Source organism: Escherichia sp. MOD1-EC5433, from assembly GCF_002966005.1.
Taxonomy (GTDB): Bacteria; Pseudomonadota; Gammaproteobacteria; order Enterobacterales; family Enterobacteriaceae; genus Escherichia; species Escherichia ruysiae.
In genome coordinates, this window is record NZ_PTRL01000007.1 from 80,413 (window position 1) to 106,363 (window position 25,951).

Annotated in this window: 20 protein-coding genes; 12 read left to right on the top strand and 8 right to left on the bottom strand. The window is 51.4% G+C overall.

The window, feature by feature from the left end:
* The first annotated feature begins 398 nt into the window (after nucleotides 1–398).
* From C3D30_RS15095 to trmL, 6 genes are all read left to right on the top strand, one after another.
* Nucleotides 399–1,082 carry a DUF3251 domain-containing protein gene (locus C3D30_RS15095; RefSeq protein ID WP_105287076.1) on the top strand — a complete coding sequence of 228 codons (684 nt, stop codon included), beginning with the start codon at nucleotides 399–401 and terminating at the stop codon, nucleotides 1,080–1,082.
* Between the two features lie 43 nt (nucleotides 1,083–1,125).
* Nucleotides 1,126–6,222, top strand: coding sequence for a YadA-like family protein (locus tag C3D30_RS15100; RefSeq protein WP_105287077.1), 5,097 nt, complete (start codon nucleotides 1,126–1,128; stop codon nucleotides 6,220–6,222).
* Between the two features lie 1,120 nt (nucleotides 6,223–7,342).
* Nucleotides 7,343–8,998 carry an L-lactate permease gene (lldP, locus tag C3D30_RS15115; RefSeq protein ID WP_001055314.1) on the top strand — a complete coding sequence of 552 codons (1,656 nt, stop codon included), beginning with the start codon at nucleotides 7,343–7,345 and terminating at the stop codon, nucleotides 8,996–8,998.
* Nucleotides 8,998–9,774, top strand: coding sequence for a transcriptional regulator LldR (gene lldR, locus C3D30_RS15120; RefSeq protein WP_010349909.1), 777 nt, complete (start codon nucleotides 8,998–9,000; stop codon nucleotides 9,772–9,774). The genes lldP and lldR overlap by 1 nt, the downstream gene beginning before the upstream one ends.
* On the top strand, nucleotides 9,771–10,961 hold the full coding sequence (gene lldD / locus C3D30_RS15125) for a quinone-dependent L-lactate dehydrogenase (RefSeq protein ID WP_021551645.1): 1,191 nt from the start codon (nucleotides 9,771–9,773) through the stop codon (nucleotides 10,959–10,961). The genes lldR and lldD overlap by 4 nt, the downstream gene beginning before the upstream one ends.
* A gap of 47 nt (nucleotides 10,962–11,008) precedes the next feature.
* Entirely contained in the window at nucleotides 11,009–11,482 is a 474-nt protein-coding gene (gene trmL, locus C3D30_RS15130; RefSeq protein ID WP_000932356.1) for a tRNA (uridine(34)/cytosine(34)/5-carboxymethylaminomethyluridine(34)-2'-O)-methyltransferase TrmL, read from the top strand.
* 55 nt (nucleotides 11,483–11,537) lie between these two features.
* On the opposite strand, the gene cysE is transcribed toward trmL, so the two are convergent.
* The 5 genes from cysE to C3D30_RS15155 form a co-directional block, all read right to left on the bottom strand.
* Nucleotides 11,538–12,359: a serine O-acetyltransferase gene (gene cysE / locus C3D30_RS15135; protein WP_001277564.1), complete on the bottom strand. Its 822-nt coding sequence runs from the start codon at nucleotides 12,357–12,359 to the stop codon at nucleotides 11,538–11,540.
* Nucleotides 12,360–12,438: 79 nt separating this feature from the next.
* A complete protein-coding gene (gene gpsA, locus C3D30_RS15140) occupies nucleotides 12,439–13,458 on the bottom strand; it encodes an NAD(P)H-dependent glycerol-3-phosphate dehydrogenase (protein ID WP_001076199.1) in 1,020 nt (339 codons plus the stop codon).
* Nucleotides 13,458–13,925 (bottom strand): protein-export chaperone SecB, encoded by a 468-nt coding sequence (gene secB / locus C3D30_RS15145; protein WP_000003377.1) that lies wholly within the window; start codon nucleotides 13,923–13,925, stop codon nucleotides 13,458–13,460. The genes gpsA and secB overlap by 1 nt, the downstream gene beginning before the upstream one ends.
* 62 nt (nucleotides 13,926–13,987) lie before the next feature.
* Entirely contained in the window at nucleotides 13,988–14,239 is a 252-nt protein-coding gene (gene grxC, locus C3D30_RS15150; protein ID WP_000024392.1) for a glutaredoxin 3, read from the bottom strand.
* A gap of 139 nt (nucleotides 14,240–14,378) precedes the next feature.
* Nucleotides 14,379–14,810, bottom strand: a complete 432-nt coding sequence (locus C3D30_RS15155; protein WP_001156181.1) for a rhodanese-like domain-containing protein — start codon at nucleotides 14,808–14,810, stop codon at nucleotides 14,379–14,381.
* Between the two features lie 242 nt (nucleotides 14,811–15,052).
* Between C3D30_RS15155 and gpmM the strand changes: the two genes are divergently transcribed.
* The 3 genes from gpmM to C3D30_RS15175 are packed head-to-tail and all read left to right on the top strand — an operon-like array spanning nucleotide 15,053 to nucleotide 18,853.
* Entirely contained in the window at nucleotides 15,053–16,597 is a 1,545-nt protein-coding gene (gene gpmM, locus C3D30_RS15165; RefSeq protein ID WP_010349900.1) for a 2,3-bisphosphoglycerate-independent phosphoglycerate mutase, read from the top strand.
* Nucleotides 16,598–16,630: 33 nt separating this feature from the next.
* Nucleotides 16,631–17,890 (top strand): murein hydrolase activator EnvC, encoded by a 1,260-nt coding sequence (gene envC, locus C3D30_RS15170; RefSeq protein WP_016159958.1) that lies wholly within the window; start codon nucleotides 16,631–16,633, stop codon nucleotides 17,888–17,890.
* Between the two features lie 3 nt (nucleotides 17,891–17,893).
* Nucleotides 17,894–18,853, top strand: a complete 960-nt coding sequence (locus C3D30_RS15175) for a divergent polysaccharide deacetylase family protein (protein WP_105287079.1) — start codon at nucleotides 17,894–17,896, stop codon at nucleotides 18,851–18,853.
* Here C3D30_RS15175 and waaH read toward each other — a convergent pair.
* The 3 genes from waaH to kbl all read right to left on the bottom strand — a co-directional run bounded on the left by waaH (nucleotide 18,840) and on the right by kbl (nucleotide 22,348).
* The gene (gene waaH / locus C3D30_RS15180) at nucleotides 18,840–19,874 is read right to left on the bottom strand and encodes a UDP-glucuronate:LPS(HepIII) glycosyltransferase (RefSeq protein WP_105287080.1); all 1,035 of its coding nucleotides are present in this window, start codon (nucleotides 19,872–19,874) and stop codon (nucleotides 18,840–18,842) included. The two genes, C3D30_RS15175 and waaH, sit on opposite strands and share 14 nt — an antisense overlap.
* A gap of 238 nt (nucleotides 19,875–20,112) precedes the next feature.
* A complete protein-coding gene (tdh, locus tag C3D30_RS15185; RefSeq protein WP_105287081.1) occupies nucleotides 20,113–21,138 on the bottom strand; it encodes an L-threonine 3-dehydrogenase in 1,026 nt (341 codons plus the stop codon).
* Between the two features lie 13 nt (nucleotides 21,139–21,151).
* A complete protein-coding gene (gene kbl / locus C3D30_RS15190; protein ID WP_001213853.1) occupies nucleotides 21,152–22,348 on the bottom strand; it encodes a glycine C-acetyltransferase in 1,197 nt (398 codons plus the stop codon).
* A gap of 213 nt (nucleotides 22,349–22,561) precedes the next feature.
* Between kbl and rfaD the strand changes: the two genes are divergently transcribed.
* The 3 genes from rfaD to rfaC are packed head-to-tail and all read left to right on the top strand — an operon-like array spanning nucleotide 22,562 to nucleotide 25,506.
* The gene (gene rfaD, locus C3D30_RS15195) at nucleotides 22,562–23,494 is read left to right on the top strand and encodes an ADP-glyceromanno-heptose 6-epimerase (protein ID WP_000587764.1); all 933 of its coding nucleotides are present in this window, start codon (nucleotides 22,562–22,564) and stop codon (nucleotides 23,492–23,494) included.
* Nucleotides 23,495–23,496: 2 nt separating this feature from the next.
* The gene (gene rfaF / locus C3D30_RS15200; RefSeq protein ID WP_000699257.1) at nucleotides 23,497–24,543 is read left to right on the top strand and encodes an ADP-heptose--LPS heptosyltransferase RfaF; all 1,047 of its coding nucleotides are present in this window, start codon (nucleotides 23,497–23,499) and stop codon (nucleotides 24,541–24,543) included.
* 3 nt (nucleotides 24,544–24,546) lie between these two features.
* Entirely contained in the window at nucleotides 24,547–25,506 is a 960-nt protein-coding gene (rfaC, locus tag C3D30_RS15205; protein ID WP_001264600.1) for a lipopolysaccharide heptosyltransferase RfaC, read from the top strand.
* Nucleotides 25,507–25,951: the final 445 nt, after the last annotated feature.

Sequence of the window (25,951 nt, forward strand, 5' to 3'; positions counted from 1 at the left end):
CCTGCTTTTTACCAGTGGCACTCAATCTGAAAATGCGTTCAGTAAAAGGTTTGGTTCGACACCTGAAAATGGACGATATCATTCATAAAATAAAACTTTTGCCCTTATTTTCTCCATCCGCATTCTAAAAATCCACCCCAAACATTGATTGTATGAATATTAAATTAAAGCTATTTTTCTGCTTTAAATGCAGTGTTTGACATCTGACAACCCTCCTCATTAAAATCCGCCTCCTTAATACAAATAAACAATTTTAAAATTTAATAAATAATTTTCAAAATGAATGTATAAGCAATAATTATAAAGCCAGCCATATAAATCACAAAAGCATCAACCACAAATGGACACATCCCTTAGTTCAAATTGCTAGCAGGGATGATATGTAAGGATAACTTTGTATGAATGTGAATAAATTTTTTACAGGCGTCATGGCGGCTTCGACAATGCTGGTATTGTCAGGTTGTGATTACGTCGAAAAAACGAAAGTAGTTGATGAGCTAACAAAACAACAGGAAGAACAAAAGGCCAGAATCGATCAACTCGAAAAACAATTAGAACAGCAAGACAAAAAAACAAGCACCATTGAAAAACAAAATATTAGCGTAATAAACAGTACAAAAACGCTGGCTCAGGTAGTGAAAGAGATTAAGCGTCAGCAAGACTACTTTGTCTTTACTGAATTTAACCCAGCTCAAACAAAATATTTTATTTTGAATAATGGGTCTGTGGGTTTAGCGGGGCGCATATTATCAATAGAGGCCTCTGAAAATGGCAGTGTTATACATATGTCGCTGGTTAATTTATTAAGCGTACCTGTTTCTAACATTGGTTTTCATGCCACCTGGGGCGGTGAAAAACCCATTGATCAAAAAGAATATGCAAAATGGCAACAACTGCTATTTAGCACCACCATGAACTCCACGCTGAAATTATTACCAGGTCAATGGCAAGACATTAACTTGACGCTAAAAGGGGTGTCTCCCAATAACCTGAAATACCTGAAGTTGGCTATTAATATGCAGAATATCAACTTCGACAACCTTCCACCTGCTGATAACCGGCAGAAAAAAAGCAAAAAATAAATGCAGTCATTGCACTTATATCAAGGAATAGAGAGCAACAACAATGAACAAAATTTTTAAAGTTATCTGGAACCCTGCAACGGGGAGCTACAGCGTCGCCAGCGAAACGGCAAAAAGCCGTGGGAAGAAGTCCGGACGCAGCAAGCTGTTAATTTCTGCATTAGTTGCCGGTGGACTGATGTCGTCGTTTGGAGCGAGTGCTTCTCTTGCACTTGATGGTGGTACGAGCATTGAAACTCCCGAGGTACACGATAGCTGGATTGCTATCGGAAAAGAAGCAAAAGCTACCTCAAAGACAGAGGGGGGAATCGCAATTGCAATAGGACTCGAAGCGACAGCCAGTGGACAAGGAAGTACCGCATTCGGCTACAGAAGTCAATCATTGGGTGATCGCTCCCTGGCTATAGGGCAACAGTCTATAGCCACGGGGAACAGATCCGCAGCATTCGGTAGTGGCGCAGAGTCAAAAGCAGAGTTTTCCCTTGCATTGGGTGGGGTAACTTATACCGGTGGTGCATACTCCACTGCAGTAGGTAGAGGTTCAAGAGTAGAAGATGGTGCTGATTATGCAGCCAGCCTTGGTTACCAGGCATTAGCCGCAGGAAAGTATAGTCTGGCACTCGGCTCAGATACAAAAGCCAATGCTATTGATAGCCTGGCATTTGGAAGACTGGCTTTAGCGAATGCCGATGGTGCCATTGCAATGGGTGCCGCAAGCGAAGCCAATGGATTATATAGTTTGGCATTGGGTTCAAGCAGCATAGCTAACGCGGACAATACCGTTGCGCTTGGATTTGGAGCCAATGCAACCAAAGCTGGAGCAATGGCTTTCGGTCAGGCAGGAAAAGCAGACGGTGTAAATTCTATTGCGTTGGGTAATAAAAGTCAGTCAAGCGGCGAAAACAGTATTGCGCTTGGACAAGAAAGCTATGCTGGTAGTGAAAAAAGTATTGCGATTGGTAGCCTGTCCAGTGTAACCGGTGTTAACTCCGTTGCTCTGGGCACAGAGTCTACTGCCGTGGAAGATAATACTGTTTCAGTAGGTAACGACACGCTGCAGCGTAAAATTGTTCATATGGCAAAAGGCGATATTAGCAGTACCAGTACTGATGCCATCAATGGTTCACAGCTTTATGATATCAGTAAGTCAGTTGCAGACCGTCTGGGCGGCGGTGCCTCCGTGAGTACTGCCGGGGTTGTTAACGCCCCTAACTACAAACTGCAAAGTGGTAGCTTTAATAATGTTGGCGACGCATTAAAGGGTCTTGATGATAATACGTTGCAATGGGACTCGCTTAAAAAAGTCTACAGTGCAAAACACGGTTCCGATGCCACCAGCAAAATCACCAACGTTACGGCGGGTGAGCTGAACGCATCCAGTACCGATGCCGTTAACGGTTCTCAGTTGAAAACCACTAACGACAATGTGCAAATTAACGCTGACAACATCGCCACCAACACCACCAATATCAGCACCCTGACCGGCGATGTGGCTAGCAACACCACTAACATCACTAATCTGACGAATGACGTTGCCGCCAATACCACCAGTATCACCAACCTGGCGGATACGGTAACTAACCTTGGAGAAGATGCGCTGGCATGGGATGACGCCTCAGGTGCATTCACCGCCAAACACGGCACCGATGCCACCAACAAAATCACTAACGTTAAAGACGGTGATTTGACTGTTGACAGTAAAGATGCCGTTAACGGCTCTCAGTTGAAAACCACTAACGACAACGTGGCGACCAACACCACTAATATCAGCAACCTGACCGGCGATGTTGCTAACAACACCACTAACATCACTAATCTGACGAATGATGTTGCCGCCAATACCACCAGTATCACTAACCTGGCGGATACGGTAACTAACCTTGGCGCGGATGCGCTGGCATGGGATGACGCCTCAGGTGCATTCACCGCCAAACACGGCACCGATGACACCAACAAAATCACTAACGTTAAAGACGGTGATTTGACTGTTGACAGTAAAGATGCCGTTAACGGCTCTCAGTTGAAAACCACTAACGACAACGTGGCGACCAACACCACTAATATCAGCAACCTGACCGGCGATGTTGCTAACAACACCACTAACATCACTAATCTGACGAATGATGTTGCCGCCAATACCACCAGTATCACCAACCTGGCGGATACAGTGACTAACCTTGGCGCGGATGCGCTGGCATGGGATGACGCCTCAGGTGCATTCACCGCCAAACACGGCACCGATGACACCAACAAAATTACCAACGTTAAAGACGGTGATTTGACTGTTGACAGTAAAGATGCCGTTAACGGCTCTCAGTTGAAAACCACTAACGACAACGTGGCAACCAACACCACTAATATCAGCAACCTGACCGGCGATGTTGCTAACAACACCACTAACATCACTAATCTGACGAATGATGTTGCCGCCAATACCACCAGTATCACCAACCTGGCGGATACAGTGACTAACCTTGGCGCGGATGCGCTGGCATGGGATGACGCCTCAGGTGCATTCACCGCCAAACACGGCACCGATGACACCAACAAAATTACCAACGTTAAAGACGGTGATTTGACTGTTGACAGTAAAGATGCCGTTAACGGCTCTCAGTTGAAAACCACTAACGACAACGTGGCAACCAACACCACTAACATCGCTACTAACACCACCAACATCAACAACCTGACTGATACGGTGAACAACCTCGGTGAAGATGCGCTGAAATGGGATGACACCACAGGCGCATTTACTGCCGCACACGGCACCGAAGCCACCAGCAAAATCACTAATGTCACCGCTGGAACAATATCGTCTACCAGTACTGACGCCGTTAACGGTGGGCAACTGTTTAGCCTAAGTGATTCACTGGCAGACTATTTTGGCGGTAACGCCTCGGTTGATGAAAACGGTGTATTTACTGGCCCGTCGTACACTATCGGTAGTAACAGCTACGATAACGTAGGTGATGCGCTGGCGGCGATTAACACCTCATTTAGCACTTCATTGGGCGACGCTCTGCTGTGGGATGAAACTGCAAGTGCATTCAGCGCCGGTCACGGTGGCAATGCCAGCAAAATTACCAATGTCGCAAGCGGTGCCGTTTCTGAAACCAGCACCGATGCCATCAATGGTGGACAACTCTACGGTGTGAGCAACTCTGTTGTTGATGCTCTGGGCGGTGGTGCCGCAGTAAATGCTGACGGTAGCATCAGTGCGCCGACGTACTCCATTGCTGATACCGATTACAATAACGTCGGTGATGCTCTGGACGCGATCGACTCAACCCTGGATGATGCGCTGCTCTGGGACGCAACCGCCGGTGAAAATGGTGCGTTCAGCGCCAGCCGCGATGGCAAAGCCAGCGTAATCACTAATGTTGCTAATGGTGATATTTCTGAAACCAGTACTGATGCAATTAATGGTTCACAGTTGTTCGCCACCAACACGTTGATCAATCAGCAAAATGAGATCATCAACCAGATTGCCGGTAATACCAGCATAGACTACATCGAAGAGAACGGTGCGGGTCTGAACTATGCGCGTACCAATGACGCTGGCTTAACCTTTATTGATGCGAGCGCATCAGGTACTGGCGCTACAGCGGTGGGCTATAACGCTGTCGCTTCCGGCGAAAGCAGTGTCGCAATTGGTCAGAATAGCCTCAGCGAGGTTGACACCGGTATCGCACTGGGTAGCAACTCCGTCTCCAAACGTGGCATTGCCCAAGGTTCTCTTAATACCAGCGTAACCGAAGAAGGCGTTGTGATTGGTTACGACACCACTGACGGCGAACTGCTTGGCGCATTGTCGATTGGTGATGATGGCAAATACCGTCAAATCATCAACGTCGCCGATGGTTCCGAAGCGCATGACGCCGTGACCGTTCGCCAGTTGCAAAATGCCATTGGTGCGGTCGCCACCACGCCGACCAAGTACTACCATGCCAACTCAACGGAAGAAGATTCACTGGCGGTAGGTACTGACTCGCTGGCGATGGGTGCGAAAACGACCGTTAATGCTGACGCGGGTATTGGTATCGGCCTGAACACTCTGGTTCTGTCAGATGCCATCAACGGTATTGCTATCGGTTCTAACGCACGCGCCAACCATGCAAACAGTATTGCAATGGGTAATGGTTCTCAGACTACCCGTGGCGCTCAGACTGGCTACACCGCCTACAACATGGACGCACCGCAGAACTCTGTGGGTGAGTTCTCTGTCGGCAGTGACGATGGTCAACGTCAGATCACCAACGTCGCAGCGGGTTCAGCGGATACCGATGCGGTTAACGTGGGTCAGTTGAAAGTGACAGACGCGCAGGTTTCCCAGAACACCCAGAGCATTACTAACCTGAACAATCAGGTAACTAATCTCGATTCGCGTGTGACTACCCTTGAAAATGGCGTTGCCGATATCGTAACTACCGGTAGCACCAAGTACTTCAAGACCAACACCGATGGCGTAGATGCTAACGCGCAGGGTAAAGATAGTGTCGCGATTGGCTCTGGCTCTATTGCTGCCGCTGATAACAGCGTCGCGCTGGGCACTGGCTCTGTGGCAAACGAAGAAAATACGATCTCCGTAGGTTCTTCCACTAACCAACGCCGTATCACCAACGTTGCCGCTGGTAAAAATGCTACCGACGCAGTTAACGTTGCGCAGTTGAAGTCTTCTGAAGCAGGCGGTGTGCGCTATAACACCAACGCTGACGGTTCTGTAGACTACAGCAACATCACTCTCGGTGGTGGCAAGGGCGGTACAACTCGCATCAGCAACGTTTCCGCTGGCGTGGAAAACAACGACGCGGTGAACTACGCGCAGTTGAAGCAAAGCGTGCAGGAAACGAAGCAATACACCGATCAGCGCATGGTTGAGATGGATAACAAACTGTCTAAAACCGAAAGTAAGTTGAGCGGTGGTATCGCTTCTGCAATGGCAATGACCGGTCTGCCGCAGGCTTACACGCCGGGTGCCAGCATGGCCTCCATTGGTGGCGGTACATACAACGGTGAATCGGCTGTTGCTTTAGGTGTGTCGATGGTGAGCGCCAACGGTCGTTGGGTCTACAAATTACAAGGTAGTACCAATAGCCAGGGTGAATACTCCGCCGCACTCGGTGCCGGTATTCAGTGGTAATGACTCATTAAGTTAGTGTGACGAAGGGCAATTCTCTGAGGAGGGTTGCCCTTTTTTTGTTTGAAAATTGCACAAATTGTGACTTCGGCTTTTTGACATTAGCTTGAGGCTACATGCGCGCTGCTCCCCTCACCCCGACCCACTCCCCAAAGGGGCGAGGGGGAAAAACGTGCTGCATTTGATACCGTGCATAATGGTTTTCTTGCATCGCCGGGCTGGTGTGGGGTCTCGTGCGCGCTGCCCCTCTCACCCCGACCCTCTCCCCAAAGGGGCGAGGGGGAAAAACGTGCTGCATCTGATACCGTGCATAATGGTTTTCTTGCATTGCCGGGCTGGTGTGGGGCATCGTGCGCGCTGCCCCCTCACCCCGACCCTCTCCCCAAAGGGGCGAGGGGGAAAAACGTGCTGCATCTGATACCGTGCATAATGGTTTTCTTGCATTACCGGGCTGATGTGGGGGCTCGTGCGCGCTGCCCCCCTCACCCCGACCCTCTCCCCAAAGGGGCGAGGGGGAAAAACGTGCTGCATCTGATACCGTGCATAATGGTTTTCTTGCATTACCGGGCTGATGTGGAGGCTCGTGCGCGCTGCCCCTCTCACCCCGACCCTCTCCCCAAAGGGGCGAGGGGGAAACGTGCTGCATCTGATACCGTGCATAATGGTTTTCTTGCATTACCGGGCTGATGTGGAGGCTCGTGCGCGCTGCCCCTCTCACCCCGACCCTCTCCCCAAAGGGGCGAGGGGGAAACGTGCTGCATCTGATACCGTGCATAATGGTTTTCTTGCATTGCTGAAGGACGCGCTCCATCTAACACCGAGCACAATCAGTCCCCTCGCCCCTCCGGGGAGAGGGTTAGGGTGAGGGGCACAAGCCAGCTCCGCAGCAAATTTTTCTCCCCCACAATAATTGGCCCTACCAATTCTTCGCTTATCTGACCTCTGGTTCACAGTTCCCCAATTAAAACTCACATTAACGTTGCCAATGCATAACATTTAGTTAACCATTCATTGTCATTATCCCTACACAACAAAATTGGCAGTGCCACTTTTACACAACGTGTGACAAGCAGATGAGCAACAGACTCATCACACAATGTGCGTGGCCTCCAGGAGACCTGCAATGAATCTCTGGCAACAAAACTACGATCCCGCCGGGAATATCTGGCTTTCCAGCCTGATAGCATCGCTTCCCATCCTGTTTTTTTTCTTTGCGCTGATTAAGCTCAAACTAAAAGGCTATGTCGCCGCCACATGGACAGTCGTTATCGCTCTGACCGTCGCGCTATTGTTCTACAAAATGCCGGTCGCCAATGCGCTGGCCTCGGTCGTTTATGGCTTCTTCTACGGCTTGTGGCCCATCGCGTGGATCATTATTGCAGCGGTGTTCGTCTATAAGATCTCGGTAAAAACCGGACAGTTTGACATCATCCGCTCGTCTATTCTTTCAATAACCCCTGACCAGCGCCTGCAAATGCTGATCGTCGGTTTCTGTTTCGGCGCATTTCTCGAAGGTGCCGCAGGCTTTGGCGCACCAGTGGCAATTACCGCCGCATTGCTGGTCGGGCTGGGCTTTAAACCGCTGTACGCCGCCGGGCTGTGCCTGATTGTTAACACCGCGCCGGTGGCATTTGGCGCGATGGGCATTCCGATTCTGGTTGCCGGACAGGTGACAGGCATCGACAGCTTTGAGATTGGCCAGATGGTGGGTCGTCAGCTACCGTTTATGACCATTATCGTCCTGTTCTGGATCATGGCGATTATGGATGGCTGGCGCGGTATCAAAGAGACGTGGCCTGCGGTCGTGGTTGCGGGTGGCTCGTTTGCCATCGCACAGTACCTTAGCTCTAACTTTATTGGGCCAGAACTGCCGGACATTATCTCTTCGCTGGTATCGCTGCTCTGCCTGACACTGTTCCTGAAACGTTGGCAGCCGGTGCGCGTTTTCCGCTTCGGCGATCTGGGTGCATCGCAAGTTGATATGACGCTGGCTCATACCGGTTATACGGCGGGTCAGGTGTTGCGTGCCTGGACACCGTTCCTGTTCCTGACCGCCACCGTAACGCTGTGGAGTATTCCGCCGTTTAAAGCCCTGTTCGCTTCGGGTGGCGCGCTGTATGAGTGGGTCATCAACATTCCGGTGCCGTATCTCGACAAACTGGTTGCCCGTATGCCGCCGGTGGTCAGCGAAGCCACTGCCTACGCCGCCGTATTTAAGTTTGACTGGTTCTCTGCCACCGGTACTGCCATTCTGTTTGCTGCGCTGCTCTCTATCGTCTGGCTGAAGATGAAACCCTCTGACGCCATCAGCACCTTCGGCAGCACACTGAAAGAACTGGCGCTCCCCATCTACTCCATCGGCATGGTGCTGGCGTTCGCCTTTATCTCAAACTATTCCGGGCTGTCGTCAACGCTGGCGCTGGCACTGGCGCATACCGGTCATGCATTCACCTTCTTCTCGCCGTTCCTCGGCTGGCTGGGGGTATTCCTGACCGGATCGGATACGTCATCTAACGCCCTGTTTGCCGCGCTGCAAGCCACCGCAGCACAACAAATTGGCGTCTCTGATCTGTTGCTGGTTGCTGCCAACACCACCGGCGGCGTCACCGGCAAGATGATCTCTCCGCAGTCCATCGCCATTGCCTGTGCGGCGGTAGGCCTGGTGGGTAAAGAGTCAGATCTGTTCCGCTTTACCGTCAAACACAGCCTGATATTCACCTGTATGGTGGGCGTGATGACCACGCTTCAGGCCTACGTCTTAACGTGGATGATTCCGTAATGATGGTTATACCCAGACGCCTGTCAGACGAGGTAGCTTCCCGTGTGCGGGCGCTGATTGATGAACAAAATCTGGAACCGGGCATGAAGTTGCCCGCTGAACGCCAACTGGCGATGCAGCTCGGCGTGTCGCGCAATTCACTGCGCGAGGCGCTGGCAAAACTGGTCAGTGAAGGTGTGCTTCTTAGTCGTCGCGGTGGCGGGACGTTTATTCGCTGGCGTCATGACGCGTGGTCGGAGCAAAACATCGTCCAGCCGCTGAAAACGCTGATGGCTGATGATCCGGATTACAGCTTCGATATTCTGGAAGCCCGCTACGCCATTGAGGCCAGCACCGCCTGGCACGCAGCAATGCGCGCCACACAAGCCGATAAGGAAAAGATACAGCTCTGCTTTGAAGCGACGCTGAGTGAAGACCCGGATCTCGCCTCGCAAGCGGACGTTCGTTTTCATCTGGCAATTGCCGAAGCCTCACATAACATCGTGCTGCTGCAAACCATGCGCGGTTTCTTTGATGTCCTGCAATCTTCAGTGATGCAAAGTCGTCAGCGGATGTATCTGGTGCCGCCCGTTTTTTCGCAACTGACTGAACAGCATCAGGCGGTCATTAACGCCATTTTTGCCGGTGATGCCGACGGTGCGCGTAAAGCAATGATGGCGCACCTCAGCTTTGTCCACACCACCATGAAACGATTCGATGAAGATCAGGCTCGCCGTGCACGCATTACCCGCCTGCCCGGTGAGCATAATGAGCATTCGAGGGAGAAAAACGCATGATTATTTCCGCAGCCAGCGATTATCGCGCCGCAGCGCAACGCATTCTGCCGCCGTTCCTGTTCCACTATATGGATGGTGGTGCATATTCTGAATACACACTGCGCCGCAACGTGGAGGATTTGTCAGAAGTGGCGCTGCGCCAACGCATTCTGAAAAACATGTCCGACTTAAGCCTGGAAACGACGCTGTTTAATGAAAAGCTGTCGATGCCGGTGGCGCTGGCTCCGGTGGGTTTGTGCGGCATGTATGCACGTCGCGGTGAAGTTCAGGCTGCCAAAGCGGCTGATGCTCACGGCATTCCGTTTACTCTCTCAACGGTTTCAGTTTGCCCGATTGAAGAAGTCGCTCCAGCTATCAAACGTCCGATGTGGTTCCAGCTTTATGTGCTGCGCGATCGCGGCTTTATGCGTAACGCGCTGGAACGGGCAAAAGCGGCGGGCTGTTCGACACTGGTTTTCACCGTGGATATGCCGACGCCGGGCGCACGTTATCGTGACGCACACTCTGGTATGAGCGGCCCGAATGCCGCAATGCGCCGCTACTTGCAGGCGGTGACGCATCCGCAATGGGCGTGGGATGTCGGCCTGAACGGTCGTCCACATGATTTAGGTAATATTTCGGCTTACCTCGGCAAACCGACCGGACTGGAAGATTACATCGGCTGGCTGGGAAATAACTTCGATCCGTCCATCTCATGGAAAGACCTTGAGTGGATCCGCGATTTCTGGGATGGCCCGATGGTGATCAAAGGGATCCTCGACCCGGAAGATGCGCGTGATGCAGTACGTTTTGGTGCTGACGGGATTGTGGTTTCTAACCACGGTGGCCGCCAGTTAGATGGCGTACTCTCTTCTGCCCGTGCGCTGCCTGCTATTGCGGATGCGGTGAAAGGCGATATCGCCATTCTGGCAGATAGCGGCATTCGTAACGGGCTTGATGTTGTGCGTATGATCGCGCTCGGTGCCGATACCGTACTGCTGGGTCGTGCTTTCCTGTATGCGCTGGCCACAGCAGGCCAGGCGGGCGTGGCGAACTTGCTGAACCTGATCGAGAAAGAGATGAAAGTGGCAATGACACTGACTGGCGCGAAATCGATCGGTGAAATTACGCAAGATTCGCTGGTGCAGGGGTTGGGCAAAGAGTTGCCGGCGGCGCTGGCTCCGATGGCGAAAGGGAATGCAGCTTAAGGGTTAGATGAATATCTGCTATCCTGCCCCCGCACTAAGGGGGCAGTATGCTAAACATCGTACTTTACGAACCAGAAATTCCGCCAAACACTGGCAACATCATCCGTCTTTGCGCCAACACCGGCTTTCGTCTGCATATCATTGAACCGATGGGATTTGCCTGGGACGATAAGCGCCTGCGCCGCGCGGGGCTGGACTATCACGAGTTTACTGCCGTTACGCGTCATCATGACTATAGCGCGTTCCTCGAAGCAGAAAATCCCCAGCGTCTGTTTGCCCTCACCACGAAAGGTACACCCACCCATAGCGCCGTAAGCTATCAGGATGGCGACTATCTGATGTTCGGCCCGGAAACACGCGGCCTGCCAGCGAGCATTCTTGATGCTCTGCCCGCTGAACAAAAAATTCGTATTCCAATGGTGCCGGACAGCCGCAGCATGAACCTGTCCAATGCGGTGTCGGTCGTGGTGTATGAAGCCTGGCGGCAGTTGGGATATCCGGGAGCGGTGTTGAGAGATTAGTTACGCCAGGCCGGATAAGATGCGTTAGCATCGCATCCGGCACGAGCACAGGACGTCAGATCCCATCACCATACTCAAACGTATGGTGAATGCCGTTGAAATGCTGATCCATATCCATTGATGGCTTATCGCTGTCTGGTTTACCGACAATACGCGCCGGAACGCCAGCAGCGGTGGTATGCGGCGGCACTGGTTGCAGCACTACAGAACCCGCGCCAATCTTCGCACCGCGCCCGACTTCAATATTGCCAAGGATTTTCGCGCCCGCGCCAATCATCACGCCTTCACGAATTTTTGGGTGACGGTCGCCGCTGGTTTTGCCCGTACCGCCAAGAGTGACGGATTGCAGAATCGACACGTCGTTTTCAATCACCGCTGTTTCACCAACGACGATGCCTGTCGCGTGGTCGAGCATGATACCGCGACCAATTTTTGCCGCCGGGTGAATATCGACCTGAAAAGTCACAGACACCTGATTTTGCAGAAAAATAGCCAGTGCGCGGCGCCCCTGATTCCACAGCCAGTGACCGATGCGATACGCCTGCAAGGCATGAAAACCTTTCAGGTATAACAAGGGGGTTGAGTATTTATCAACTGCCGGGTCGCGGGTACGCACCGCCTGAATATCGCAGGCCGCAGAGGCGATCATTTCCGGGTCAGCGGCGTAGGCTTCTTCCACCACTTCACGGATAGCAATAGCAGGCATAATTGGCGATGACAGCTTGTTCGCCAGCATGTAGCTCAATGCACTGCCAAGGTTTTCATGCTTGAGTAGCGTTGCGTGGTAAAAACTGGCCAGCATTGGCTCACAGTCCGCCAGCGTTCTGGCTTCCGCTTTAATATTGTTCCAGACAATTTCCAGTTCTTCACACGACATTGCTTACTCCACACGATGAGATAATGACCGGCTCGTTCTGCGCGAGCCGGGTCATAGCGGTAACAAAGGTTCCCTGGGTTTAGTGGCTACTGCGCTCGTCCTTGCGTGCACGACCTAATAAAGTCAATGCTGCCTCGCGCGCGTTTTTTCCGCAATATAATACTTGATAAATTTCCTCGGTTATTGGCATTTCAACGCCGAAGCGATGCGCCAGTTCGCGGACTTCTTTCGTATTACGGTAGCCTTCAACCACCTGACCAATCTTCTCCTGCGCGCTTTGTACATCCATGCCCTGACCGAGCATCATGCCAAAACGGCGGTTACGCGACTGGTTGTCGGTACAGGTAAGCACCAGATCGCCCAGACCTGCCATGCCCATAAAGGTGGCAGGATCGGCGCCCAGCGCCGTGCCCAGACGCGACATTTCAGCCAGACCACGGGTGATCAGCGCCGTTCGCGCATTCGCCCCGAAACCGATACCGTCGGACATGCCGGCACCAATCGCAATGACGTTTTTCACCGCGCCGCCAAGCTGGACACCAATGAAATCCGGGTTGCTGTAAACACGGAAACTTTTGCCACAGTGCAACAGTTGCTGGAGGTCATCAGCAAAGGTTTGATCGGTAGAAGCCAGCGAAATGGCCGTCGGTAAACCTGCCGCCAGTTCTTTCGCAAAAGTTGGGCCAGAGATAACCGCCAGTGGAATTTGATCGCCTAACGCCTCGCGCGCTACGTCCTGTAACAGACGTCCGGTTTCCGCTTCCAGTCCTTTTGTCGCCCACACCAAGCGTGCATCAGGACGCATCAGCGGTTTAATCTGGCGCAGCACTTCACCAAAGACATGGCTGGGTACGACGACGAGAATATTACGGCTGGCTGCCAGTGCGGTGGCGAGATCGCTTTCAAGGTGAAGCGTATCGGGAAAAGGCACATCGGGGAGAAACGCGGCGTTACAGCGGTCACGTTCAAGCGTCGCGATATGTTCAGGGTCATGGCCCCAGAGGACAACCTCGTGGCCATTTCTTGCCAGGGTAATGGCAAGAGCGGTGCCGTACGAGCCGGCACCGATCACAGTCATTGAAGCATTACGTTGGTTCATCAGGCATCCTGATGTTCTTCAGTACCTTCGCCAGCCTGCTGCTGTAAATAGTTCATGAACAGCGCATCGAAGTTAACCGGCGCAAGGTTCAGTTGCGGGAACGTACCGCGAGATACCATGCTGGTGATGCACTCACGAGCATACGGGAACAGAATGTTCGGGCAGTAAGCGCCCAGGCAATGTGCCATCTGGGTGCCTTCGATACCCGCGATGGAGAAAATACCGCCCTGCTGAACTTCGCACAGGAACGCGGTTTCTTCACCCAGAGATGCCGTTACGGTAACACGCAGTACCACTTCGTAAACGTCATCTGCCAGTTGAGAAGATGCCGTATCCAGATCAAGTTTAACTTCTGGCTGCCAATCTTTCTGGAAAACGTGCGGCGCGTTCGGCGCTTCGAAAGAAATATCCTTGGTATAAATACGCTGGATCTGGAAGGTCATTTCGGTGTTGTTTTGTTCTGACATGTGTAGAAAACCCTTAAGTGTTGTCCTTAAATACTGCGCAGTGTAATGCCAACGTTAATACGTTATTTCAGCAGGGGATCCAGTCCACCACGTGCATCCAATGCATACAAGTCGTCACAGCCGCCAATGTGCTGTGCGTCAATAAAAATCTGCGGAACCGTGGTGCGACCGCTGCGTTTGATCATCTCTTCACGCTTAGCGGCGTTGCCATCAATCGGTAGCTCCTGAAAACTCACGCCCTTGCTGCTCAGCAGTGCTTTCGCACGATGGCAATACGGGCAGGTTTCTTTGGTATAGATTTCAACATTGGCCATAACTTAGCTCCTGTTTTTTTACCTGTAGTTTTATGTTGCAGGGTAGCGACAAATAGTGTGTCCCCAGAAGCTTATATCAATAAGTCGCTGGGGGTCTAATTACAGCTAACTGCCTGCGACATGAAAGATGACAGGTAAATTATTTGCCGCGCACCAGAGGCAAGTTTTCACCAGCCCAGCCAGCGACGCCTTCTTTCAGCACGAATACTTGCGCAAACCCTGCTTTCGTCAGCGCATTTGCAGGCTCCTGGCACTGCATACCAGAACCGTCTACCACGATAACCGGTTTGTCTTTGTGCTTCTCAAGTTCACCAACATTGTTGGCTTTGATTTCGCTCGGCAACAGATTGATAGAACCTGCGATATGGCCTTTACGGAAGTCATCACGCTGACGTAAATCCACAACCACTGCGTCTTCTTTGTTGATCAGACGCGTAGCTTCACCACGAGTAATTACCTTCACTTTCGAGGTCAGGCTCTTAAACGTAGTAACAAGAACCGCCACCAGTAACGCGATCCAGGCGATACTCAGTATGGGATGACGGCCAACAAATTGCATAATTTCTTGCATGGGGGGTAATAACTCCCGACGTAGTGATTAAAAACCAGGGAAGGAGTATACCTGCGCGTTGCGGCAAATACAGCCAGCGCGTGCACTGGAATGCAATTTTGCGGCACGCTACGAAAAAAAATCGCAAATCTGGCATCAGCTTGCCGCGAGCGGTCGTATATTTTGATCTTCAGAGGCTATTTTATCGATTCAGCTGTAGTAAAATTACGCAAATTTTGACTCTTGAGTATGAGGTTGTCGCAATGTCGGTTTCTAAAAAACCTATGGTACTGGTGATTCTGGATGGCTATGGCTATCGCGAAGAACAGCAGGATAACGCCATTTTTAGTGCTAAAACCCCGGTAATGGATGCACTGTGGGCCAATCGTCCGCATACCCTGATCGACGCTTCCGGTCTGGAAGTCGGTCTGCCTGACCGTCAGATGGGTAACTCCGAAGTAGGTCACGTTAACCTGGGTGCCGGCCGCATCGTGTATCAGGACCTGACTCGTCTGGACGTTGAAATCAAAGATCGCGCTTTCTTCGCCAACCCGACGCTGACTGGCGCGGTAGATAAAGCGAAGAACGCGGGCAAAGCGGTACACATCATGGGTCTGCTCTCCGCAGGCGGTGTACACAGCCACGAAGATCACATCATGGCAATGGTAGAGCTGGCAGCTGAACGTGGCGCAGAGAAAATCTACCTGCACGCATTCCTTGACGGTCGTGACACCCCGCCGCGCAGTGCTGAATCCTCGCTGAAAAAATTCGAAGAGAAATTTGCCGCGCTGGGTAAAGGCCGCGTAGCGTCCATCATTGGTCGTTACTACGCAATGGATCGCGATAACCGTTGGGATCGCGTTGAAAAAGCTTATGACCTGTTGACTCTGGCGCAGGGTGAGTTCCAGGCTGATACCGCCGTTGCTGGTTTGCAGGCCGCTTATGCTCGCGACGAAAACGACGAGTTCGTGAAAGCGACCGTTATTCGTGCTGAAGGCCAGCCAGATGCAGCGATGGAAGACGGCGATGCGCTGATTTTCATGAACTTCCGCGCTGACCGCGCGCGTGAAATCACTCGTGCATTTGTAAACGCTGATTTCGACGGCTTCGCGCGTAAGAAAGTGGTTAACATCGATTTCGTGATGCTGACCGAATACGCCGCCGACATCAAAACCGCCGTTGCTTACCCACCAGCCTCTCTGGTTAACACCTTCGGCGAGTGGATGGCGAAAAACGACAAAACTCAGCTGCGTATTTCCGAAACCGAAAAATATGCCCACGTCACTTTCTTCTTCAACGGTGGCGTAGAAGAGTCGTTCAAAGGCGAAGATCGCATTCTGATCAACTCACCGAAAGTGGCTACTTACGATTTGCAGCCGGAAATGAGCTCCGCTGAACTGACCGAGAAGCTGGTTGCGGCAATTAAGAGCGGCAAATACGACACCATCATCTGTAACTATCCGAACGGCGACATGGTAGGTCACACCGGGGTGATGGAAGCTGCGGTTAAAGCGGTTGAAGCACTGGATCACTGCGTGGAAGAAGTGACCAAAGCTGTTGAGTCCGTGGGTGGACAACTGCTGATCACCGCTGACCACGGTAACGCTGAACAGATGCGCGATCCGGCTACTGGTCAGGCTCACACGGCGCATACCAACCTGCCTGTTCCGCTGATTTACGTTGGCGATAAGAACGTGAAAGCAGTTGAAGGTGGCAAACTTTCTGACATCGCGCCGACCATGCTCTCTTTAATGGGTATGGAAATCCCGCAAGAGATGACTGGTAAGCCGCTGTTCATCGTGGAATAATCCCTCCCCATGAGGGGAAAGGCGATTAATACCATGACACGGGCCACGAAACCGCGCAGGTTTGCAGTCAGGCCCATCATTTACGCCAGCGTTCTTTGCGCTGGCGTATTGTTGTGCACTTTTTCTGCCCACGCGGATGACCGTGACCAACTCAAGTCTATTCAGGCTGATATCGCTGCCAAAGAGCGTGCGGTACGCCAACAACAGCAACAACGCTCAAGCCTGCTGGCACAATTGAAAAAGCAGGAAGAGGCGATCTCCGAAGCCACTCGTAAGCTGCGCGAAACGCAAAATACGCTCAATCAACTGAATAAACAGATTGATGAGATGAACGCCTCGATTGCCAAACTGGAACAGCAAAAAGCGGCTCAGGAACGCAGTCTCGCTGCGCAACTGGACGCCGCATTTCGCCAGGGTGAGCATACGGGTATACAGCTCATTCTCAGCGGTGAAGAAAGCCAGCGCGGTCAGCGTTTACAGGCTTATTTCGGCTATCTCAACCAGGCGCGACAAGAAACCATCGCCGAACTGAAGCAAACACGCGCAGAAGTCGCCATGCAGCGCGCCGAGCTGGAAGAGAAACAGAGCGAGCAACAAACGCTGTTATACGAACAACGCGCTCAGCAGGCGAAGCTGACCCAGGCGCTGAACGAGCGTAAGAAGACGCTGGCAGGGCTGGAGTCTTCCATTCAACAAGGTCAGCAGCAGCTAAGTGAACTGCGCGCCAACGAATCTCGTCTGCGCAATAGCATTGCTCGTGCAGAAGCGGCAGCGAAAGCGCGTGCTGAACGAGAAGCGCGTGAGGCTCAGGCTGTTCGCGACAGGCAAAAAGAAGCGACGCGCAAAGGCACCACCTACAAACCGACTGAAAGCGAAAAATCACTGATGTCCCGAACCGGTGGTCTGGGTGCGCCGCGTGGTCAGGCATTCTGGCCTGTTCGCGGGCCGACGCTGCACCGCTATGGCGAACAGCTACAGGGTGAGCTGCGCTGGAAAGGGATGGTGATTGGTGCCTCTGAAGGTACTGAAGTTAAAGCGATTGCCGACGGTCGGGTGATTCTGGCTGACTGGCTGCAAGGCTACGGCCTGGTGGTGGTGGTTGAGCACGGTAAAGGCGATATGAGCCTTTATGGCTATAATCAGAGCGCACTGGTGAGCGTTGGTTCGCAGGTTCGCGCGGGTCAGCCAATTGCACTGGTGGGCAGCAGTGGCGGTCAGGGTCGGCCTTCACTCTATTTCGAAATTCGCCGCCAGGGTCAGGCGGTCAATCCACAGCCGTGGTTGGGAAGATAAGTTTTGTTTCCATTTCGTCGTAACGTTCTTGCATTTGCCGCTCTGTTGGCTCTCTCCTCCCCTGTATTTGCTGGCAAACTTGCCATCGTCATTGATGATTTTGGTTATCGCCCGCACAACGAAAACCAGGTGCTGGCGATGCCCTCTGCTATCTCTGTCGCCGTGTTACCCGACTCGCCACACGCCAGAGAGATGGCGACTAAAGCGCATAACAGCGGTCACGAAGTATTGATTCATCTACCGATGGCACCGCTGAGTAAGCAGCCGCTGGAGAAAAATACGCTGCGCCCGGAGATGAGCAGCGACGAGATTGAGCACATTATTCGCAGCGCGGTCAATAACGTGCCCTATGCCGTGGGGATCAACAACCACATGGGCAGCAAGATGACCTCTAACCTTTTTGGTATGCAGAAAGTGATGCAGGCGCTGGAGCGTTACAATCTTTACTTCCTCGACAGTGTGACTATCGGTAATACCCAGGCGATGCGCGCCGCACAAGGTACTGGCGTAAAAGTCATCAAACGGAAAGTGTTTCTCGATGATTCCCAGAACGAAGCGGACATCCGTATGCAGTTCAATCGCGCAATTGACCTGGCGCGTCGCAACGGTTCAACCATCGCCATTGGTCATCCTCACCCTTCAACAGTTCGCGTATTGCAACAGATGGTTTATAACCTGCCGCCAGACATTACGCTGGTGAAAGCCAGCAGCTTGCTGAATGAACCGCAGGTCGATACGTCTACACCGCCGAAGAACACTGTGCCCGACGCACCGCGTAATCCGTTCCGTGGCGTGAAGCTGTGCAAACCGAAGAAACCGATAGAACCTGTTTATGCTAATCGCTTCTTTGAAGTATTAAGCGAAAGCATCAGCCAGAGCACGCTGATCGTTTACTTCCAGCATCAGTGGCAGGGCTGGGGCAAACAGCCCGAAGCGGCGAAGTTTAACGCTAGCGCAAATTAAAGGCGCTGCGCGTAATGCGATGGTGCGACCGTGTTTTGTCGCGCCATTGCCATAAGCGGAAAGACCACAGTAATGCCTGATAACCTACCTTTACGCTGCGGACATTAGTAATCAGACGTTTATACATGCCGGAAGTAAATATCTCGGCAATCATCCGCTGGCGGGTAATAATATCCGGCTCTTTGCGCACCGCATGGCAAACGCGCAATGCTTCGTAAGTTATTTGTTGATGAAATTCCGGATAAATCGTAATTTTGTCGGCATAATTTCTATTTAATTTCTCCAGCAGGCGGGTAATTTTAATATAGTGCCGTTGATAATTAAGATTTTTATTCCCTTGTCGATTCAACCGACTCACTGACGTATTATGCAGATAATATTTATATAACGATTGTTCGGTATATCGCACACGCAGCGCGTTAAACATAAATTCTGTTGTCCATACAATATCCTGATGATGTAATCCAACAATAAATTTAATGTTATTTTTTACAATAACGTCGCGGCGATAAATACCCATCCAGACAACGTGAGTCCAGCGGCGAGAAGAAAGTCCCATCCGCAGCCAGTCCGGGCCGGTTAATACGCCGGTTGAGCGAAGGCGATCGATGGGGATAGATTGCCAGGTTTCTCCCGTTTCACGAAAACACCAGTCAGCATTGCACTGCGCCACATCGAGATCGTCCTCTAACGCCATTGTCATCAGCGTTTCGTACATGGTGGGATAGACTTCATCATCAGCATCGACAAAAGCAACATATTTGCCCGTCGCTGCCTCGATCCCGCGATTACGCGCCACCGATGCGCCAGCATTCGCCTGATGCAACAAACGAACGTGCGGATAGTTTTCTGCGTAATACTTTGCTATTTCAACAGAATTATCCGTTGAACCATCGTTAATAATAATGATTTCCAGAGCAGTCCAGGTTTGCGCGATTAAAGATTCCATACAAGTGCGGAAATCATCGCCCGCATTATATAACGGGATAATAACACTAAGTTTATTGGTGCTGTTCATCATAAATTACCGACGGCCTCTGAAGTTACCCTAACGTTGTACAGGCTTTGTATTAAGAAACCATTAAGCCTGTGAGATATTATTTTTACAGGTGAGAGAGTCACTTCAGGCTAGAGAGTTGATGAGAGCAGCAATATAAGATAACAGCGCAATTACGATATCTTTATTACACTGACAGGATTTTACATATTTAACAGATTATCCTCAGGCAAAAGGGCTGGAATACCAGCCCTTGTTCGTGTTAATCCCAGCTCAGAATAACTTTCCCGGACTGGCCCGAACGCATGGCGTCAAAGCCCTTCTGGAAATCATCGATAGAGAAACGATGGGTAATGATCGGCGAGAGATCGAGGCCAGACTGAATCAGCGCCGCCATCTTGTACCAGGTTTCAAACATCTCACGACCGTAAATACCTTTAATGAACAAGCCTTTAAAGATCACTTTGGTCCAGTCGATAGACATATCAGACGGTGGAATACCCAGCATCGCAATGCGACCGCCGTGGTTCATGGTGTCGAGCATGGAACGAAACGCTGGCGGCGCACCGGACATTTCCAGACCGACATCAAAGCCTTCGGTCATGCCTAGCTCCGCCATCACGTCATTGAGATTTTCTTTCGCGACGTTAACCGCGCACGTGATACCCATTTTGCGCGCCAGTTCGAGACGATATTCATTAACGTCGGTGATAACCACATTACGCGCGCCGACATGTTTCGCCACCGCCGCCGCCATAATACCAATCGGGCCTGCACCGGAGACCAGCACATCCTCACCCACCAGATCGAACGACAGCGCGGTATGCACGGCGTTACCGAAGGGATCAAAAATGGAAGCCAGGTCGTCGGAGATATTGTCGGGAATTTTGAAGGCGTTGAAGGCTGGGATCACCAGATATTCGGCGAAGCAGCCCGGACGGTTAACGCCAACTCCGATAGTGTTGCGGCACAGATGGGTACGACCGCCGCGACAGTTGCGACAGTGACCACAAGTGATATGACCTTCGCCAGACACGCGATCGCCAATCTGGAAGCCTTTCACTTCCTGACCAATACCTACCACTTCCCCGACATATTCATGGCCTACGACCATCGGCACCGGGATGGTTTTTTGCGACCACTCATCCCAGTTATAGATGTGAACGTCAGTCCCGCAGATGGCTGTTTTACGGATTTTAATCAGCAGATCGTTATGCCCGAGTTCCGGTTCAGGAACGTCGGTCATCCAGATGCCCTCTTCCGCTTTCAGTTTGGATAACGCTTTCATCTCACATCCTCACTCAGGCGATTACGCCCAGTTGTTTACCAATCCGCGTGAACGCTTCTACCGCACGCGTAATTTGCTCAGGGGTATGCGCCGCAGACATCTGGGTTCGAATACGCGCCTGACCTTTCGGTACGACCGGATAGAAGAAACCGGTGACGTAAATGCCCTCTTTTTGCAGCTCGCGGGCAAATTTTTGCGCCACTACCGCATCGCCAAGCATGACCGGAATAATGGCGTGATCGGCTCCCGCCAGGGTAAAGCCCGCCGCCGACATTTGCTCACGGAACTGACGCGCGTTAGCCCACAGGCGGTCACGCAGTTCGCTGCCCGCTTCGACCATCTCCAGCACTTTAATGGAAGCGGCGACAATGGCTGGTGCCAGTGAGTTGGAGAACAGGTACGGACGAGAACGCTGGCGCAGCCACTCAACCACTTCTTTGCGCGCCGCAGTGTAACCGCCGGAAGCACCACCTAAGGCTTTACCCAGCGTGCCGGTGATAATATCGACACGACCCATCACATCGCAGTATTCATGGGAACCACGACCGTTTTCACCGACAAAACCAACCGCGTGGGAGTCATCCACCATCACCAGCGCATCGTAAATATCTGCCAAATCGCAAACGCCTTTCAGGTTGGCAATCACGCCGTCCATCGAGAACACGCCGTCGGTGGCGATCAGCACATGACGCGCCCCGGCTTCACGCGCTTCTTTTAAACGCGCTTCCAGCTCCTGCATATTGTTGTTGGCATAGCGATAACGTTTGGCTTTGCACAGACGCACACCATCAATAATAGACGCGTGGTTCAGTGCGTCGGAGATAATGGCGTCTTCCGCGCCCAGCAGCGTTTCAAACAGGCCGCCGTTGGCATCAAAACAGGAAGAGTAGAGAATCGCATCTTCCATACCCAGAAATGCCGCCAGTTTCTGCTCAAGCTCTTTATGGCTATCCTGAGTGCCGCAGATAAAACGTACTGAAGCCATGCCGAAACCATGAGAATCCATTCCCGCTTTTGCCGCCGCAATCAGCTCTGGGTGGTTCGCCAACCCAAGATAGTTATTGGCACAAAAGTTGATGACGTGGCTTCCATCAGCCACAGTGATATCTGCTTGCTGCGCAGACGTGATAATGCGCTCTTCTTTAAACAACCCTTCCGCCCGTGCGGTTTCCAGGTCGTTGGTTAACTGCTGATAAAATTCTCCACGCATTGCGATTCTCCAGACAGGGCAAATTCCAGCACATATTACCCAAACTTATAGGTCGCGACGAGATGACGCGTTAACACTTCTGTAAAATTTAGAATAAATAACGCCCATCACTCTCACTTTCGGCGAATGGCTGAAGCCAACGTCGTGTAGTGATATGATAGAAGTATTCGTGTCTGAGATTGTCTCTGACTCCATAATTCGAAGGTTACAGTTATGATCATCGTTACCGGCGGCGCGGGCTTTATCGGCAGCAACATCGTTAAGGCCCTGAATGATAAAGGCATCACCGATATTCTGGTGGTGGACAACCTGAAAGACGGCACCAAGTTTGTGAACCTGGTGGATCTGAATATCGCGGACTATATGGATAAGGAAGACTTCCTGATCCAGATTATGGCTGGCGAAGAGTTCGGCGATGTCGAAGCGATTTTCCACGAAGGCGCGTGCTCATCCACCACCGAGTGGGATGGCAAGTATATGATGGATAACAACTATCAATACTCCAAAGAGCTGCTGCACTACTGTCTGGAGCGCGAAATTCCGTTCCTGTATGCATCTTCCGCAGCGACCTATGGCGGACGCACCTCCGACTTTATTGAATCCCGCGAATACGAAAAACCACTGAACGTCTACGGTTACTCAAAATTCCTGTTTGATGAATATGTTCGTCAAATTCTGCCAGAAGCGAACTCGCAGATTGTTGGCTTCCGTTATTTCAACGTTTATGGGCCGCGTGAAGGTCATAAAGGCAGCATGGCGAGCGTCGCTTTCCATCTCAACACCCAGCTTAACAACGGTGAATCACCGAAACTGTTCGAAGGTAGCGAGAACTTTAAACGCGACTTCGTCTACGTGGGCGACGTGGCAGATGTGAATCTGTGGTTCCTGGAAAATGGCGTTTCCGGCATCTTCAACCTCGGTACTGGTCGTGCAGAATCCTTCCAGGCCGTAGCAGATGCTACTCTTGCTTATCACAAGAAAGGTCAGATCGAATACATTCCGTTCCCGGATAAACTGAAAGGCCGCTATCAGGCGTTTACTCAGGCGGATCTGACTAATCTGCGCGCGGCGGGTTACGACAAACCGTTCAAAACCGTTGCTGAAGGTGTAACGGAATATATGGCCTGGCTGAATCGCGACGCGTAACTATGAAGATTTTGGTGATAGGCCCGTCTTGGGTTGGCGACATGATGATGTCGCAAAGTCTCTATCGCACGCTCCAGGCGCGCTATCCCCAGGCAATAATCGACGTGATGGCACCGGCGTGGTGCCGTCCGTTATTGTCGCGGATGCCGGAAGTTAACGAAGCTATCCCTATGCCCCTCGGTCACGGGGCGCTGGAGATCAGCGAACGCCGCAAGCTGGGACATAGCCTGCGCGAAAAACGTTACGACCGCGCCTACGTTTTACCCAACTCCTTTAAATCCGCATTAGTGCCTTTCTTCGCAGGGATTCCACATCGCACCGGCTGGCGTGGGGAAATGCGCTACGGTTTACTCAACGACGTGCGCGTGCTTGATAAAGAAGACTGGCCGCTAATGGTAGAACGCTATGTCGCGCTGGCCTATGACAAAGGCGTAATGCGTACCGCACAAGATCTACCAAAACCGTTGTTATGGCCGCAATTGCAGGTGAGCGAAGGTGAAAAATCGTATACCTGTAACCAATTTTCCCTCTCATCAGAACGTCCGATGATTGGCTTTTGCCCGGGAGCGGAGTTTGGCCCGGCAAAACGCTGGCCGCACTACCACTACGCAGAGCTGGCAAAGCAGCTAATTGATGAAGGTTATCAGGTAGTTCTGTTTGGTTCGGCGAAAGATCATGAGGCGGGCAATGAGATACTCGCTGCACTGAATACCGAGCAGCAGGCATGGTGTCGTAATCTGGCGGGAGAAACACAGCTTGATCAAGCCGTTATTCTGATTGCGGCCTGTAAAGCCATTGTCACCAACGATTCCGGCCTGATGCACGTCGCAGCAGCACTGAATCGTCCGCTGGTCGCACTGTATGGGCCAAGCAGCCCGGACTTTACGCCGCCGCTTTCTCATAAAGCGCGAGTAATTCGTCTGATTACTGGCTACCACAAAGTGCGTAAAGGCGATGCCGCAGAAGGGTATCACCAGAGTCTGATCGACATTACGCCACAGCGCGTGCTGGAAGAACTCAACGCACTGTTGTTACAAGAGGAAGCCTGACGGATGCGGGTTCTTATCGTCAAAACATCGTCGATGGGCGATGTCCTCCATACGCTGCCCGCGCTAACCGATGCACAGCAGGCAATCCCTGGAATAAAGTTTGATTGGGTGGTGGAAGAAGGCTTTGCACAGATCCCTTCCTGGCACGCCGCCGTTGAACGGGTTATTCCGGTAGCGATACGTCGCTGGCGTAAAGCGTGGTTTTCCGCCCCTATTAAAGCGGAGCGGAAAGCGTTTCGTGAAACGCTACAGGCAGAAAACTATGACGCGATTATTGATGCGCAAGGGCTGGTAAAAAGTGCCGCGCTGGTGACACGTCTGGCGCATGGCATTAAGCATGGAATGGACTGGCAAACCGCTCGCGAACCACTGGCAAGCCTGTTTTACAATCGCAAGCATCATATTGCAAAACAGCAGCACGCCGTAGAGCGCACCCGTGAGCTGTTCGCCAAAAGCCTGGGTTACAGCAAACCACAGACTCAGGGCGACTATGCCATTGCGCAGCATTTCCTGGCTAACCTGCCGACGGATGCTGGCGAATATGCCGTATTTCTTCATGCGACGACCCGTGATGATAAACACTGGCCGGAAGAACACTGGCGAGAATTAATTGGTTTACTGGCAGGTTCAGGGATTCGCATTAAACTTCCCTGGGGCGCGCCACATGAAGAAGCGCGGGCGAAAAGGCTGGCAGAAGGATTTGATTATGTCGACGTATTGCCGAAGATGAGTCTGGAAGGTGTTGCCAGCGTGCTGGCCGGGGCGAAATTCGTGGTTTCGGTGGATACGGGATTAAGCCATTTAACTGCGGCTCTGGATAAACCAAATATTACTGTATATGGACCGACCGATCCGGGATTAATTGGCGGGTATGGGAAGAATCAGGTGGTTTGTAGGGCGCCGGGGAAAAATTTAATTAATCTCAACGGTCAAGCAGTTTTGGAAAAATTATCATCATTATAAAGGTAAAACATGCCAACCTTCATTAAACTCCAATCATGGAAACCTTACGCTCTAAAATCATCTATAATTTTAGAGATTATGACTTATGTTTTATGTTTTTTTTCATTAGTAATTGCATTAATAGATAATACCTTGAGCATAAAGGTATACAATATCACAGCTATAGTTGGCTTATTGTCATTAATTTTACGCGGCAACAAACAAAATTATCGTCTAAAGGATTCTATTCTTCCCCTCTCTATATTTTTTATAGGAGCACTTGATTTAATTTGGTATTCTTTATTTAAAGTAGACAACTCACCATTTCGAGCTACTTATCATAATTACTTAAATACTGCTAAAATATTTTTATTTGGCTCTTTTATTGTTTTTTTAGCTCTTACCAGCAAAATAAAACAAAAAAAAGAAATTGCATTATATTTTTTGTACTCTCTGTCATTTGTAA

What these genes read in the sequence shown, in the direction of transcription:
- waaH (WP_105287080.1), bottom strand. Translation starts at nt 19,874, where the DNA reads ATGATGAACAGCACCAATAAACTTAGTGTTATTATCCCGTTATATAAT.
- trmL (WP_000932356.1), top strand. Translation starts at nt 11,009, where the DNA reads ATGCTAAACATCGTACTTTACGAACCAGAAATTCCGCCAAACACTGGC.
- C3D30_RS15155 (WP_001156181.1), bottom strand. Translation starts at nt 14,810, where the DNA reads ATGCAAGAAATTATGCAATTTGTTGGCCGTCATCCCATACTGAGTATC.
- grxC (WP_000024392.1), bottom strand. Translation starts at nt 14,239, where the DNA reads ATGGCCAATGTTGAAATCTATACCAAAGAAACCTGCCCGTATTGCCAT.
- envC (WP_016159958.1), top strand. Translation starts at nt 16,631, where the DNA reads ATGACACGGGCCACGAAACCGCGCAGGTTTGCAGTCAGGCCCATCATT.
- rfaF (WP_000699257.1), top strand. Translation starts at nt 23,497, where the DNA reads ATGAAGATTTTGGTGATAGGCCCGTCTTGGGTTGGCGACATGATGATG.
- C3D30_RS15100 (WP_105287077.1), top strand. Translation starts at nt 1,126, where the DNA reads ATGAACAAAATTTTTAAAGTTATCTGGAACCCTGCAACGGGGAGCTAC.
- lldD (WP_021551645.1), top strand. Translation starts at nt 9,771, where the DNA reads ATGATTATTTCCGCAGCCAGCGATTATCGCGCCGCAGCGCAACGCATT.
- gpsA (WP_001076199.1), bottom strand. Translation starts at nt 13,458, where the DNA reads ATGAACCAACGTAATGCTTCAATGACTGTGATCGGTGCCGGCTCGTAC.
- rfaC (WP_001264600.1), top strand. Translation starts at nt 24,547, where the DNA reads ATGCGGGTTCTTATCGTCAAAACATCGTCGATGGGCGATGTCCTCCAT.
- tdh (WP_105287081.1), bottom strand. Translation starts at nt 21,138, where the DNA reads ATGAAAGCGTTATCCAAACTGAAAGCGGAAGAGGGCATCTGGATGACC.
- C3D30_RS15095 (WP_105287076.1), top strand. Translation starts at nt 399, where the DNA reads ATGAATGTGAATAAATTTTTTACAGGCGTCATGGCGGCTTCGACAATG.
- lldR (WP_010349909.1), top strand. Translation starts at nt 8,998, where the DNA reads ATGATGGTTATACCCAGACGCCTGTCAGACGAGGTAGCTTCCCGTGTG.
- kbl (WP_001213853.1), bottom strand. Translation starts at nt 22,348, where the DNA reads ATGCGTGGAGAATTTTATCAGCAGTTAACCAACGACCTGGAAACCGCA.
- secB (WP_000003377.1), bottom strand. Translation starts at nt 13,925, where the DNA reads ATGTCAGAACAAAACAACACCGAAATGACCTTCCAGATCCAGCGTATT.
- lldP (WP_001055314.1), top strand. Translation starts at nt 7,343, where the DNA reads ATGAATCTCTGGCAACAAAACTACGATCCCGCCGGGAATATCTGGCTT.
- gpmM (WP_010349900.1), top strand. Translation starts at nt 15,053, where the DNA reads ATGTCGGTTTCTAAAAAACCTATGGTACTGGTGATTCTGGATGGCTAT.
- cysE (WP_001277564.1), bottom strand. Translation starts at nt 12,359, where the DNA reads ATGTCGTGTGAAGAACTGGAAATTGTCTGGAACAATATTAAAGCGGAA.
- rfaD (WP_000587764.1), top strand. Translation starts at nt 22,562, where the DNA reads ATGATCATCGTTACCGGCGGCGCGGGCTTTATCGGCAGCAACATCGTT.